At 45.7% G+C, this 15,475-nt stretch carries 11 protein-coding genes; all 11 read left to right on the top strand.

Annotated features, from left to right (window positions below):
• Positions 1-12: 12 nt before the first annotated feature.
• Positions 13-1,464, top strand: a complete 1,452-nt coding sequence (locus QM454_RS09115; RefSeq protein ID WP_432357123.1) for an NEAT domain-containing protein — start codon at positions 13-15, stop codon at positions 1,462-1,464.
• Between the two features lie 69 nt (positions 1,465-1,533).
• Positions 1,534-2,460, top strand: a complete 927-nt coding sequence (locus tag QM454_RS09120; RefSeq protein ID WP_432357125.1) for an NEAT domain-containing protein — start codon at positions 1,534-1,536, stop codon at positions 2,458-2,460.
• Positions 2,461-2,475: 15 nt separating this feature from the next.
• On the top strand, positions 2,476-3,357 hold the full coding sequence (gene isdE, locus QM454_RS09125) for a heme ABC transporter substrate-binding protein IsdE (protein WP_432357126.1): 882 nt from the start codon (positions 2,476-2,478) through the stop codon (positions 3,355-3,357).
• A gap of 23 nt (positions 3,358-3,380) precedes the next feature.
• Positions 3,381-4,364: a FecCD family ABC transporter permease gene (locus QM454_RS09130; protein ID WP_432363926.1), complete on the top strand. Its 984-nt coding sequence runs from the start codon at positions 3,381-3,383 to the stop codon at positions 4,362-4,364.
• Positions 4,354-5,124, top strand: coding sequence for an ABC transporter ATP-binding protein (locus tag QM454_RS09135; protein ID WP_432357128.1), 771 nt, complete (start codon positions 4,354-4,356; stop codon positions 5,122-5,124). Before QM454_RS09130 ends, QM454_RS09135 begins: the two co-directional genes overlap by 11 nt.
• A gap of 497 nt (positions 5,125-5,621) precedes the next feature.
• Complete coding sequence (locus QM454_RS09140; protein WP_432357130.1) at positions 5,622-7,499, top strand: NAD-dependent epimerase/dehydratase family protein; 1,878 nt, start codon at positions 5,622-5,624, stop codon at positions 7,497-7,499.
• 1 nt (position 7,500) lies between these two features.
• Complete coding sequence (locus QM454_RS09145) at positions 7,501-8,418, top strand: hypothetical protein (RefSeq protein ID WP_432357132.1); 918 nt, start codon at positions 7,501-7,503, stop codon at positions 8,416-8,418.
• Entirely contained in the window at positions 8,399-10,231 is a 1,833-nt protein-coding gene (locus QM454_RS09150; RefSeq protein WP_432357133.1) for a DUF2194 domain-containing protein, read from the top strand. The genes QM454_RS09145 and QM454_RS09150 overlap by 20 nt, the downstream gene beginning before the upstream one ends.
• A gap of 4 nt (positions 10,232-10,235) precedes the next feature.
• A complete protein-coding gene (gene pelF, locus QM454_RS09155) occupies positions 10,236-11,645 on the top strand; it encodes a GT4 family glycosyltransferase PelF (protein WP_432357135.1) in 1,410 nt (469 codons plus the stop codon).
• 5 nt (positions 11,646-11,650) lie between these two features.
• On the top strand, positions 11,651-14,758 hold the full coding sequence (pelG, locus tag QM454_RS09160) for an exopolysaccharide Pel transporter PelG (RefSeq protein WP_432357137.1): 3,108 nt from the start codon (positions 11,651-11,653) through the stop codon (positions 14,756-14,758).
• Between the two features lie 34 nt (positions 14,759-14,792).
• Complete coding sequence (locus tag QM454_RS09165; protein ID WP_432357139.1) at positions 14,793-15,470, top strand: polyphosphate polymerase domain-containing protein; 678 nt, start codon at positions 14,793-14,795, stop codon at positions 15,468-15,470.
• Positions 15,471-15,475 lie beyond the last annotated feature (5 nt).

Genomic DNA, 15,475 nt, shown 5'->3' on the forward strand with positions numbered 1-15,475 from the left:
GAGAATACATAAATGAAGAAAAATGTAATGGGTTTATTAACAGCATTGTTGCTGATTTTTACAGCTCTACCAGTACTTCCAGCAGCTGCTGAAGTGACAGCTACAGAGGAGGCATCGTACGAGCTTCCATTTAACGTGTTGCAAGAAAAGAGTGACGAAGTTTCTGCGGCGGGCACTTACGTGAAAAGTCCTGCAGAAGTGAAAGTGGAAGACGGCAAGGCGATCGTTTATATGACTCTATTGGATAGTCAATATTGGCAGTCATTGAAAATCCAAGACGGCGATAAGTTCGTTGACGCTGAAGTTGTAAGCGAAAACGAAGAAGAGAAAACACGTCTTGTGAAGTTTGAATTAAAAGATGTTGAAAAAACGTTGAATGCAAAAGCGCATATTATCGTGACAGGCATTCCAGGTCTTGGTGAATACGATAAAACGCACGACATCCGTTTCCAATTCGACGCTAGCGAAGTTCCAGTCGAAGAAGAAACTGAAGTTGAAGAAACACCTGAAACTCCGGAAGCACCAGCAATTGAAGACGGCGACTACACAATCGGTTTCAAAGTTTTACATGCAACAGAGGAAAAGGAATCTCCAGGCATGGCGCGCTTTATTGAAACACCAGCAGCATTGTCCGTGAAAGACGGCAAGCAAGTCGTGACATTCACATTGACGAACAACGAGCAGATTACTGCATTCCAAGTCGAGCAGAACGACGAGTTCGTTGATGCGACAGTAGTAAGTGTGGATGAAGAGAAAAATCACCGCGTTGTTTCATTCGAAGTAGCTGATTTCTCAAAAATCATGAACGCCAAAGTGTCGGTTCACGTTGCTTCTGCAAACCACACTGGCAATCACACAGTTCGTCTAGCGTTCGATCAAGATAGCATTGCAAAAGTAGACACACCGGTTTCATTCAATGACATCGACAACACATGGGCAAAACCATATATCGAAGCACTTGCTGCTCAACAAATCGTAAAAGGTAAAACGGCAGATACGTTTGCGCCGAACGACCAAATTACGAGAGCACAATTTGCATTGATTATCGCTCGTGCGTTAAACCTTGAAAAGCAAGAATTCCAAGGAACGTTCTCGGACGTGACGAAAGAAATGGAAGGATTCGCATACGAAGTAGAAGCAGCGAACCGCGCTGGAATCATTAAAGGTGATGAAGGGAAATTCAACCCGACTGCACCAATCACTCGTCAACAAATGGCAACGATGATCATCCGTGCAATCGAATTTAAAGATGCATCTGCACTCGAAAATGTCGACACGACTGTTAAATTCGCGGACGTATCACATATGAGCGGTTATGCGAAAGAAGCTGTTCAATTGGCAGTTGGCCTTGGCATTATCGACGGTGACGTTGTGAACGGTGAAAAAGTGTTTGCACCGAAAGCGAATGCGACGCGTGCGCATGCAGTGAAAATGGTTTACAACATGCTTGAATTAAATAAATAAGTTCGCACGGATGCCGGCGTCACGCTATTTGTGACTGCCGGCGTTGTGTGTAGAATGAAGGAGTTCGACATGACAAGAAATTTACTTGTAGCAATGACGATTCTTTTGGTGACGGCGCTTTTCATTCCACCAAAAGCCGCAGCTGCAACGTTTGCTGACGGGGAATATTCCGTCCCGTTTACAGTGTTGAAAGACGATAGCAACGAGCGATCGGCAACAGCGGATTACATGGTGAGCCCAGCGAAAGTGCAATTGGTGAACGACAAGGCGACCGTGACCGTCACGTTGAAAAACAGTTCGTGGTGGCAATATTTCAAAGTGCAAAACGGCGGTAGCTATTCGGACGTCCAAGTCGTGAGCGAGTCAGGCGATCAGCGTGTCGTACGATTTACGGTGACGGATCTGACGAAGACGGTCAATGGTAAAATCCACATTATCGTGACCGGCATTCCGGGATTTGAATATGACAATACATACGATATTCGTTTCAATTTTAATACATCTTCTATCCCTGCCCCTCCGGTTGAAAAGCCTGTAGCGACACCTCCTCCGGCAAAGGAAACGAAGCAAGAAACGCCGAAGCAGACCGAGAAACCGGTACAACAGCAAGCACAAAAGCCTGCTCAAAAACCTGCTGAGAATAAAACCGAAACGGCTAAAACGACTGAAACTGTTACGAAAGAAGAGAAGTCGGATGGGAATAAAACCGGAAAAGATGAAGCGGCGGAGCAACCTGCAGTGGAATCAGAAGATATGACAGATGAGAGCACGGAAGCTGAAAACTTGGCAAATGCAGCAGAGGACGACGCGGCTGAAGAAGCGGATGCGTTGAATAAAGTACAGGAAGAAAACGCTGTCGAAACAGTGGATGTGGAAGAAGCCAGCGATGAAACGGAAAAATCCTCGAATACGCTTTTCATTGCTATTATGGCGATTACAGCTGTCATTGTCGCTGCAATCGTATTTGCGTTTGCGAGGAAGCGAGCACGAAAATAAGGGAGTTGTGCTGGAATGAAAAAAGCGATCGGCCTTTTCGGCTTGTTAGTAAGTGTAATGCTTGCCGGTTGTTCAGCGGGTACTGCGAATGAGGCGAATGAACAAATCGGCGAGCACGACGGCGATCGAATTGTCGCAACGACTGTCGCGCTGACCGAAATTATGGATGCACTTGAACTCGATTTAGTCGGTATTCCGTCGAGTTATAAGGAGTTGCCGAAGCGCTACTCGAATGCGAAGGAAGTCGGCAATCCAATGAGCCCGGACATGGAAATGCTTCTATCGTTAAAGCCGACTGAAATTTTTTCGGTGACAACGTTGAAATATGACTTGCAAGAAATGTTTGAGGAACGCGGGATTGATATGACGTATGTGAACCTCGAAAGCATTGACGCGATGCACGAAGAAATATTTAAAATCGGTGAGAAGTACGATCGGGTGGAGCAGGCGGAAGCGATTGTGGCGCAGTTTGAAGAGAAGTCGGCTGCGATTGAGCTGGCGATTGACGGGAAAGAGAAGCCAACCGTACTCATTCTGATGGGAATTCCCGGCAGTTATTTGGTCGGGACGGAGCATTCGTACATCGGGGATCTCGTGAAGCGGGCTGGTGGCGTCAATGTCATTACGGGTGAGGATGTTGAGTTTATTTCCGCTAACACGGAATATTTGCAGCAGACGAATCCGGACGTCATTTTGCGAGCGGCGCACGGCATGCCGGAGCAAGTAGTTGAGATGTTTGATAAGGAGTTCCGTACGAATGATGTGTGGAAGCATTTTAACGCGGTGAAAAATGGGCGCGTTTATGATTTGGAAGAGACGTTGTTCGGTACGACGGGCAATTTGGCCGCGGCAGAAGCGTTAGATGAGTTAATGAACATGTTGCATGAAGAGAAATGAAGGCGGGTAAGGTCATGTTTGGAATCAATCGGAAGAGCCTTAGTTTCATAGTTGTTGCGCTATTGTTGGTTAGCGTTTTTGTTCAATCCGCATTGACGGGTAGCATTTCGGTGACGCCTTTTGAATTAATTCACGGGTTGTTAACCGGAACGAATGACGATGTCGCCATCATAAAAGACTTGCGGTTGCCGCGGATTTTAATTGCGGTATTCGCGGGAGCTGCATTGTCTGTTGCGGGCGTGTTGCTGCAGGCGGTCATGCGCAACCCGCTTGCTGATCCCGGGATTATCGGTGTTTCCGCGGGTGCGAGTTTCATGTCTGTATTGGTTATTGCAATGTTCCCGACGTTATTCTTCTTTGTGCCGCTGTTCGCGTTTATCGGCGGTGCGTTGGCGTTTTTCTTAGTGTATTCATTATCGTGGAAGTCTGGCTTGGATCCGCTTCGGATGATTTTGATCGGGATCGCTGTCAACGCGTTGTTCACTGGACTCGGGCAGGCGATCGGGTTCAGCGGGAGCGGCATTACGCAGTCGATGAGTCAAGTGACGACGTCGACGTTGACGATGAAAAAATGGAGCGAAGTGGAAGTGATTGCGCTATACGGGTCGATTGGGTTAGTGCTGGCGTTTTTCGTCTATCGATTGTGCAATTATTTATCGCTTGAAGATCGGACGGCGAAAAGCCTTGGCGTTAATGTGAATTTGGCGAGGTTCGTTATTTCGATCATTGCGGTATTGCTAGCTTCGATTGCGACGACGATTGCGGGCATGTTCGCTTTTGTCGGGTTATTGGTGCCGCATATCGGTAGGACTCTTGTCGGCAATGATCATAAAGTGCTCATCCCGTTTTCGGCGTTGGCGGGCGCGCTGTTAATATTGCTCGCGGACACGCTTGGAAGGACATTGATTGCGCCGAATGAAATCCCGGCATCCATCATCATGGCCGTGATCGGTGGGCCATTCCTCATATTCTTGCTACGAAAGAGTGATCGCATTTATGGACATTAAGGAAGTCACATTTTCATACGACAAGAAGAGGGATACGTTGCACGGAATCGACAGCAAGATCGACATCGGCAAAGTGACGACGATTATCGGGCCGAACGGGTGCGGGAAATCGACGTTGTTAGGCGTACTGTCGAATCATCATCAGCCGCAAAAAGGAAACGTGTTATTGGACGGAAAATCGTTGCGCGATTTTAAACCGAAAGAGCTTGCGAAGCGGCTTGCCGTCGTTCATCAGCAAAATAATGCGCCATCTGATATGACCGTCGAGAAGCTGACAGCGTACGGACGGATTCCGTATAAGAATTTGTTCTCGTCCTCGACGGATGAGGACGAAGAGGCGATTGAATGGGCGCTTGAGCGGACGGGCTTGCTCGATAAGCGACATATGCCAATCGACAGCCTATCCGGCGGCCAAATGCAGCGAGTTTGGATCGCCATGGCGTTGACGCAGAAGACGCCGTATTTGTTTTTGGATGAACCGACGACATATTTGGATATTTATTATCAATACGAGCTTTTGGAGCTTGTTCGTGATTTGAATAAAGAACACGGCATCTCCATCGTCATGGTGTTGCACGACATAAACCAGGCCATCAAATACAGCGACGTCATCATCGTCATGAAAGACGGCCGCATCGCAGCCAAAGGCAAACCAGAAGACATCATAACAGCCGACTTGATCCGCGACATCTACGGCGTCAACGTCGTCGTCAAACAAGACGAAAATGCAGGTATGTATATCGTGCCAGTAGGGATTTAACGCGGTATTTAAAGCGGAATTAAAACGGTGCCTGTGCAGCACACAATTCTGTGTATTCACTACAATTGCATAATAAAAATATAGGAAGCTTGTCATTATAATCATTGACTCGCTTCTTTTTGTATTTTCATACACGTCATTGAATAGTCATAATTGCGCCGTGCACAGCCGCCGACACAATTCAGACAATACACTACAATTGCATAATGTTAAACAAGAAAGCTGATCAAATCAACACTTGGTCAGCTTTCTTTTGCATTTATATACAAAACGATGAATTGTCATAAATGCGCCTTGCACAGGCGCCGTGGTAGAGGCGTTACTACTATGCGGGGGTGGGGGCGGTTGCCTTTGGATTGGTTGGTTTTATTCATATATGTATAGTAGTCGTATTTTCATTTGTATTTTCATATAGTGTGGGAAGTTTGTTGGTTTCGTATTGTCTTCGTTTAGTAGGTTAGTTGTGCATGCCATTACTGATTGTAGAAGGTGACTGGATGAAAGTACTAATAACGGGTGGGTATGGGTTTATTGGGTCGCATGTCGCTGATCGTTTTTATAAAGAAGGGTATGACGTTTATATTATTGATGATTTTTCGACGGGGAGACGGGACAGAGTCGCTTTCAAGCATAAGGGCTATAATCTTTCGGTAGAAGATGCTGCTTGTGAGGAAGTGTTTCGGTCATTTCCGTTTGATGTTGTCGTCCATTTGGCGGCACAGGCGAGTGTACATGCATCGATGAATGATCCGAAGGGGGATGCAGAGAGCAATGTGCTCGGTCTTGTGAATATGCTGACACTCGCGGAAAAGTACAAGGTGAGAAAGTTCTTATTTGCTTCGACCGCGGCAGTTTACGGGGCGCGGGCAAAGGTGCCGCTAACGGAAAAAGATGTAACGAATCCAATTTCGCCTTATGGGATTAGCAAGTGGATCGGGGAAACGTATTGTGCAAAGTGGAAACAGTTGTACGGTTTGGATACGGTTTGTTTCCGGTTTTCGAATGTGTATGGGCCGCGGCAAGGGAGCGACGGGGAAGCAGGTGTCGTCGCAAAATTCCATTCATGTTTGCTAAATGGAAGCACGCTCGGAATTTTCGGCGACGGCGAGCAAACGAGGGATTTCATTTACGTGGAAGATGTGGCAGATGCACTGTTCCGAGCGTCCCATTCGGATTTGACAGGTGTGTATAACCTCTCGACAAATACCGAAACGAGTGTGAATACGCTTGCGTTGACACTCATCTCTTTGCACGGCGCGGGTGAAGTGGAATACCGGCCGAAGCGTCAGGGCGATATTCGAAGGTCTTCTTTAGGTAATGAAAAACTGAGGAATGATCTCGATTGGGCACCTCTCGTCGATTTGGACGAGGGACTTCGCCGCACGTATACGTATTTCAAGGAGCAACATGAACAAGAAGATAAGGCGGAGGGCCGCAAAAAAGAGCGAATCCTCTCTTCAATCGCGTTCAAGTCTGTGAAGCCATACATCGAAAACTTCCTCGCTTTCTTCGTTGTCGCATTCCTCTTTTTAAATGGAAATTTAGGTATGCAGCAGACGATTGGGGTTGCGATCGTCATTTATATTGTCGTGCTCGGCATTTTCTACGGCAAACGACAAGCGCTATTGGCCGCAGCATTATCGATTTTGCTCATTCTCTATGACAAGTTAACGGATGGCCGGGAATTCATTTCGCTTTTGTACGATACAGCTTTTTTATTCCAAGCAATTTTGTATGTCTTTATTGCGCTCGTCATCGGGTATGCCGTTCAGCGAAAAAATAATATGATTTTGGCACAAAAGGAACGGGTGCAACAGTTGGAAGTGAAGTACGACTTGTTGAATGAAGTGCATCGGGACGTGCTAGACGTAAAAAATGCGCTACGTCATCGAATATTAACAGACAAAAACAGTTTCGGAAAAGTGCATTCGATTTTAAAAGAGTTGGATGGGTTTGATTCTGAAACAGTGCATGAGCAAACCGTGCACGTCGTCCAAAAAGTGATGAATGCAAAACAAGTATCCCTTCTGACGCTAAGTGAAAATTGCGAGTACGCCCAGCTTACTGCACGTTCGGGTCATCTCCTCGAACGCACTCCAGACCCTTTGAAAGTTGCTGATCATGCTTTCCTCCGGCACGTCCTTACGAAAGGATCTTTATTTGTGAATAAAGGACTGGACGCCTCCGCGCCGATGATGGCAGCTCCTATTCGCCATAACGGCAATATTATCGCGATCGTTTGTGTGAATGGAATCGGGTTCGATCAACTATCGCTCTATATGGAAAATGTGCTTTCGATTGTAGCGGATATGGCAGGAACCGCATTGTCACGCGCAATGAAATTCACCGAAGCGAGGGCAGGAGGAGGGAATTAAAATGCTTTATATGTACGTCATTTATGTTCTCATTTCCGCTTTGCTTCTCGCCTATTTACATCGCCACTCAAGGAAGGAGTGGCTACTAGGAGTCGTCATCGTCACCCTGCTACCTGTCGTTGGGTGGTCGTTTGCATCTGTCTGGCCGAAACGGGCGATGCGAAATAACGGCGACGAGTTCGAACGGTATATGGCCAAGTTGGATGAAGATATCCTCGTCAAAGAAGAGGATAGTTACGAGAAGGTAAATAAAAGAAAAGAAATCGATGTCGTTCCTATTGAAGAAGCGCTGCTCGTCAATGATCACGCCACAAGACGGCGAATTATGATTGACATATTAAAAGATGATGCGACTCGTTATATGAATGTCGTCAAGGTTGCTGTGGAAAATGAAGATACCGAAACATCCCATTACGCGGTGAGCGCAATTATAGAAGTGAATCGGAAATTAGCCTTAAAAATTCGGCACCTTTCCAATGAGTATGCACGTGATCCGAATAATATCGAGGTAGCTTGCGACTACCGGGATGCGCTGAAGAAATATATGGACAGCGGCTTTATGGATGAAAACACATTGCGTCACTACAGAAATAACTACATCGAAGTACTCTGGACAATCATTTCGAAAAAGGACGGGGACACCGAAATTGATTACGAAGAAAAGATGCTTTGTGAAATCGAAAGTGGAGACTATGCGGAAGCGGAAAAGACAGGTCTCGCCTATTTACATCGGTACCCGGACCGAGAAGGCCCTTATTTGTATATGATCCAGCTCTATTACACTATCAATTCACCTGCAGCGCTGCAACGGATGATTCAAGCCGTCAAAAATTCCAAAGTCATTTTAACGAACCGTGGAATTAACGTCGTCAGGTATTGGTCGAAAGGGATAATTGGCCATGAAAGTGAACTTCTCTAAAAGCATTTACATCGTCCTCGTTTCGGTACTTGCATCGGGCATTTTCTTCCTCATTGCCCGCTCCCAGTTCGTGTTGACGTTTCAACAAAATAACGTACTCCTTAGTGAAGCGAGTGAGCTTCTTTCCATTACTAATAAAAAAGAAGAGCAAACAGTAGAAGAAGGGGTCCCTCTTTATTGCATCGCTTATTCGTCATCCGACGAGTCGAGTATGAAGCTGAAAGATAACGCTGAGAAGACGTTAGCGCATATGAAACTTCCTACGATTGGAATAAATCTTGATAACGCACCGCTTAATTACGCAACTTGCGACGTCGTTCTAATTGCGGTCGACCAACTTAGCATGGCGGGAAGTGCAGAGGAAGTTGAGGAGTTCGCATTCAATGGGGGCTATGTATTGTTCATGACGGCCTTGCAACCGGAATCTGAGTTACAAGTCATTTATCGAAAAATGGGCATCGCCTCGTATGGCTATCATGTGAGTACGTACGGCATTGAGCTCGACTCCAATGTACTAATTGGGGAGAGCGGTTGGAAAATCGATGACGATTTCATCTACAACTCAGCGTTGCTCGTCTCGCTCGATGAACATGCAAAGCTCCTTGCGAAAAGTTCTGATGGTATTCCGCTACTCTGGAGAACTGCAATTGGCGAAGGGGCGTTTATCGTCTGTAATGGGTCGATGCTTGAGGAAAAACTGAATCGAGGCGTCCTTGCGGGGGCGATTAGTATGCTTCAACCGGATTTCATGTACCCTATTTACAACTCAAAAGTGTTTTTCATAGATGATTTTCCTGCGCCGATTGCTTCAGGAAGGAACGAAGCCATTTATGAGCAATACAAAAAGGATTTGCCGACGTTTTATCGGGAAATTTGGTGGCCGGATATGCTCGCGATTGCGAAACGATACAATTTGCGATACACAGGTGTCGTCATTGAGACGTACGGCGATGATGTCGATCCACCATTTGTGTATCCAGTAGATGCGTCCCGGTTAAATCTTATTTCATACGGCCGCGAAATTATTAAGAGCGGAGGGGAATTGGGAATTCACGGCTACAATCACCAGCCACTCAATCGGGATTCCGAAATTGCCGCCCAGTTTGACTACAATGTTTGGACAAACGAGGAGGATATGGTGGCGTCTATCGAAGAAGTGTTGGACTTCACAAAAGCATCCTTCCCGAATTACACCGTCGCTTCATATGTGCCGCCTTCAAATGTGCTTTCTTCTGAAGGAAGGGAGGCGCTGAAAAAGGCGTGGCCGGAATTGACGGTCATCGCTTCGCTATTCATTGAAGACCCGACGAATGCATCGTATGTGCAAGAGTTTGAAATTGCGCAGGTTGGAATTATTGAAATGCCGCGTGTTACTTCCGGCTATACAGAAAGGCCGTTTGACCGATGGGCAGAAGCGAATGCGATGACATCCGTAGGTATTTATTCGAATTTCCTTCACCCGGATGACGCGATAAGCGAGGATAGAAGCTATAACATGACGTGGGAACAGATTTACAAAGGGTTCGAGGACAATATGGATCGGGTGGAAAGGACGTATCCGTGGGTGCGGGCGATGACATCGACGGAAGCTGCGCTCGATATGGCGCGAGTCATGCATACAGATGTGAATTGGACAGCAATTGAGGACGGCATAGAAGGGGATTTGTCCGGTCCTGGTACAAATATGTATTTCATTTTACGGACAGAGCGCAAAATCGGCCGCTTAACGAACTGTACGGTAAAACAAATAGATGACGGTGTATTCCTAGTCAACGTAGTTGGCACCCGGTTCAAACTGGAATTTGGAGGGTAGTTGGATGAAAATCTGTTTGATTGCGGAAGGGTCTTATCCTTACGTAACAGGCGGCGTTTCGACGTGGATTCAAACATTGATGACGGAAATGCCGGAGCATGAATTTGTCATTTACGTCATCAATGCCGATTCCAAACGGAAAGGTCGTTACGTATATGAGTTACCTCCGAATGTTGTCGAGGTGAAAGAAGTGTGCCTCGATTCGTATGTAATGGAAAAAGGGAAATGGGGAAGGCGGTTTCAGTTGCCTCAAGAGGATTTGGACAATATCGTTGCCCTCATAAGTGGGGATGAAACGCTAAATTGGGAAGGCATGTTCAATCTGTTACGGAGTGGCGTATTCGAAAATACGATCGATTTTCTTTCGAGTAAAGATTATTTAGATATCGTGGAGCGAATAGCAGAACGAGTGAATCATCCACTCCCATTTAATGACCTATTTTGGACAATTAACTCGATGATATTGCCGTTGATCGTCACTGTTCGTGAAGAACTACCCGAGGCGGATCTGTATCATTGTGTATCGACTGGTTATGCAGGGATTGCGGGAGTTCTCGCGAAACATTTGCACGGCAAGCCGCTGTTATTGACGGAGCACGGAATTTATTCCCGAGAAAGAGAAGAAGAGATCATTAAGGCGGATTGGGTGAAAGGGGAGTTTAAAGAATTATGGATCCGCTATTTCTATACGTTGTCGAGCGCAATCTATGCGGCTGCGGATGAAGTGATCACCCTTTTCCATCGCAATAAAGAAATTGAAGTCGAAATGGGTTGTCCGGAAGAGAAAATCCGAATTATTCCAAATGGAGTGGACGTTGGGGAGTATGCGGAACTTCCGGCCGTCCCTGATGATGGAACAATTCGAATCGGCGCGATCGTCCGCGTCGTTGCAATAAAAGATATTAAGACGATGATTCATAGCTTTGCGCTCGTCGAAAAGGAAATCCCAAATGCTGAACTATATATTATGGGGTCGGCGGACGAGGAAAATATATATTACGAGGAATGTTTGCAACTTGTATCTTCTCTCGGCGTGAACAATATTAGTTTCACGGGTCAAGTTAACGTGAGTGAGTACATCGGCAAAATGGATATGACGGTGTTAACAAGTATAAGTGAAGGGCAGCCATTAGCCGTTTTGGAAGCGATGGCGAATGGAAAGCCAGTAGTCGCAACGAATGTAGGAAGTTGTAAAGAGCTGTTGTTAGGGAAAACGGATGACGATGAGCCTGCTGGTATTATTTGCCCCGTCCTTCATTACGAAAAAATCGCTGAAGCGCTCATAACGCTCTGTCGTAATAGGGAGTTGCGAGAGGCGATGGGGAAAAGCGGCTATGAACGAGTTTCCCAATTTTATAGGAAAAGTGTGTTCATCGATAAGTACCGGACGTTGTATCAATCTTTAGGTAGGTGAATGAATTGGCGGGAATTGGTTTTGAGTTACGCAAGTTATTTAAAAATGAAGGCATCGTCCGGTCGATTAAAGCTTTCGGCTATTCATCTGCAATGACGGCGGGCCCAATGCTGCTCTGTATTGCGCTCGTGCTCGTGTTGAAAAAAATGATGGAATTGTCCGGCGGTGTACGTTTGGAATCCGAACTGTTCATAGCGACAATGACGTATAGCTTCATCTTCTCGATTATTTTGACGAGTGGAATTGCAATCGTGCTGACGAGATTCGTTGCGGATCAAGTGTTTGAGGGTCGGTTTGAGAAAATTATTACGTCCTTCTACGGGGCTCTTTTGCTCACGCTTCCGATTGCAGCAGTCGTTGCCTTTGTTTTTTTGAGCGGGGTTTCGGAAAGTGGCGTGTATAAATTTTTTGCCTATTTGTTGTTTATGGAACTCGTCGTTATTTGGCTGCAAACGGTGTACTTGTCGGCGTTGAAAGATTATGCACGTATTTTTAGAAGCTTTGTCATTGGTTTCGTCGTCGCGGTCCCGATTGGGTGGCTGTTATTTACGTACACAGACGCAGAACGGGCAGTGATCGCGGTTGGTGCATGCGTCGTAGGGCTTGGAATTGTTGCTGCCTTGCTCATGATTCATCTAGAACAAGTCTTTCCCCGTGGAAGGACAAGAGACTATTTTGAGTTTCTTTTCTACTTCAAAAAATATCCGGTCATTTTCGTTACTGGAGTATTCGTTTATTCAGGAGTGTTTGTCCAGAACTTCGTTTATTGGCTCCGAACCGACGCGATGGTCGTTGCAGATCAGTATCGGTTAATGCCTTTTTATGATCTCCCCGTTTTTTATGCTTACTTATCTGTCATCCCCTCGCTCATCGTTTTTGTCGTCCTCGTGGAAACGTCCTTCTATGAAAAATATAAACTATTTTACTCGAATGTCGTGACAGGTGGAACGTTTGAACGGTTGAAACGAGCAAAAGAGTCGATGCAAAATGCATTAGTTGCGGGAATTAGTTTATTAATTGAAGTGCAGTTGCTCTTCTCCTTACTATCGATTGCACTCGGTCTTCTCTGGTTGCCGAAAATCGGATTTTCAATGGAGCAACTCGATTTATTTGTCGTCCTCGTCCTTGGGTTCTATTTCTTCATCCTCTTTTTCGTCATGCTCCATGCATTAATGTATTTTGATGATAAAAAAGGGGTGTTCATTTGCGGGTCGTTGTTTTTCATTCTTAACGCGGGGTTAACGTATGGGTCAATGAAGCTCGGGCTAGACGGAGCAGGCCTATTCACCGCAGCAATTGTCGTCATGGGGATTACGTTATTGCGTCTGCTATATGTGCTTCGACATATTAATTATTATACGTTTTGCCGGGAGCCGCTCGATACGATTAAACAGTTGAAGCGGAAACGATTGCGCAGTTCGCTTACGCTTTTGCTCGTAGTGGCGGCAGGCGTCGTGTTATCCGCCTGTTCCGCTTCCGAGCAGCAACCGGAACAGTCAATGATTGGGACGAACGGAGATGCATACGGAATGACGGGTATGGGGACCGGCAAATTAATAGAAGATAAAAGGCTATATGAACGAGACGTCGATGACTCCGTCAAAGCGTTGTATATAACGATTTGGCCAGACGAGCACCCGGATAGTAGCTCGGTCGACTGGTATGCATTGAATCGAATGACAGATCGGCATAGTGACGCTAGCTTGCGCATTACAATTGCAGAAGGATTCGAGGATGGAGCAGGGCCCCAATCCGGCATGTTCGGCTATGGGGCTGACGCTCCGAATGCCAAGATTAGTATTCGGGGCAATTCTGCGCGTAAAGACTTGCAGAAGTCGTACAAGATTAAGCTGTTTGAGGAAACAGGTTTGTGGCACGATCAGCGAATACTGAATTTAAATAAGCACTCGTACGATCTTTCCCGTATGCGTAATAAACTCGCTTTTGATTTACTGGAGACGGTGCCGGATTTGACGAGTTTGCGGACCCAATTTGTCCATTTGTATGTGAAGGATATGACGGCTATGGAGGCTACGGGTACCTATGAGGATTACGGCTTGTACACCCATGTTGAGCAGCCGAATGGGAAATTCCTAAAATCTCATTTACTTGATCCGAACGGTTATTTGTACAAAGTGACGTTTTTCGAATTCGAACGATATCCCGATCAAATAAAACTGACCTCAGATCCGTTGTACGATGAGGCATTATTTGAAACAATTCTTGAAATAAAAGGAAGGAAAGAGCATGATAAGTTGATTGCCATGCTGGAAGATGTGAATGACATGAAGAAGCCGATTGAGGAAGTGATGGAAGCTCATTTCGATATGGAAAACTTTTTGACGTGGACGGCAGTCAACATCCTTATGGATAATATGGATACCGATGCGAATAATTTCTATCTTTATTCCCCGCTAAATTCAGACAAGTGGTACATCCTCCCGTGGGATTATGATGGGGCATGGGAAGTTGAGCGGTCGAGAAAGGAAATTAGACCATATCAGACGGGCATTAGTAACTATTGGGGAAGCATATTGCATAACCGTTTTTTCCGAACAGATGAGCATGTCCAATTGCTCGTTGGAAAATTAGAGGAAATGCGTGCTTATATAAATGAACAGACAATTGAGAAGCAGCTGCGGAAATACACTCCGGTAGTTAAACCGTTCATTTATAGGGAGCCAGATGTCAAGTATTTGCCGGAAAAGATAGAAATGTTTGAGATGGATCTTCAGCATATAATCGATACGCCGGAACGTGCAGTCGCGCGCTTTATGGAGGATTTGCAAAAACCGAAGCCGTTTTATATGAACGACGTAGAAGATGATGGTGAAACAACGCTTACGTTCTCTTGGCAAATTTCATTTGACTTGCAAGGGGATGACCTTTTTTACACAGCTGTCGTGGCGAAAGATCCTTTAATCACAGAAATCATCCATTCTGAAGTAGATATTCGGACGAATAGCTTTCAAATGGATAGACCCGCGAGTGGAATCTATTACTGGAAGGTGACAGTGAGGGATAGCCAAGGAAATGAGCAGACTTCCTTCGATATGTATGAGGACGAAGAGGGAGAATTGTATTACGGTATCCTGGAATTCGAGGTGAATTGAGATGTATTTCCAAGGAAAAAAGCTGAGGAATGAGATGAAGTATTACGTTAGCCTTCAAGATTACATTACCTTACGTTCAAATATTTCGGCCATACTCGAGCTGGATGCCCATTCCGTTTCGAGTGATGGGTACGGCATCCGAAGCCTCTATTTTGACGGGATTCATGATCATTCCTTATACGATAAGAATGATGGGATTTTCAACCGGGAAAAGTATCGAATACGGATATATAACGAAAGTGATGAAGTCATCAAATTGGAGAGGAAAAGTAAATACGGAAGTTATATTCATAAAGAATCCTCCCCATTGAGCAGAATGGAGTACGATTGTATTTTGGCAGGTGACTATGAAGTTTTGAGTGAAACAACGGATCGTTTACGCCGCGATTTCTATTATGCTCTAGCGTACAGGAACTTTCGGCCGGGTGCGATAACAGATTATACGAGAGAAGCTTATGTGTATAACGCGGGGAATGTGAGGATCACCTTTGACAAACGGCTCGCGGCAGGAGTGAGTGGGATGGATATGTTTCATCCGGGTTTAATTCTCCAAGAAGTGATTGAGCCCGGACGGACGATCATGGAGGTGAAGTTCGATGAATTCCTGCCGGATCATATACGGCGAGTCCTACAGCCCAAAAACTTTGTACGTTCTGCTATTTCGAAATACGTCATTTGTAGAGAGAGAAGTATCTTTCATTTTAAACAATAGTGGCT

Origin of the sequence: Sporosarcina sp. UB5, assembly GCF_050859005.1 — a bacterium.
In the GTDB taxonomy this organism is placed as follows: Bacteria; Bacillota; Bacilli; order Bacillales_A; family Planococcaceae; genus Sporosarcina.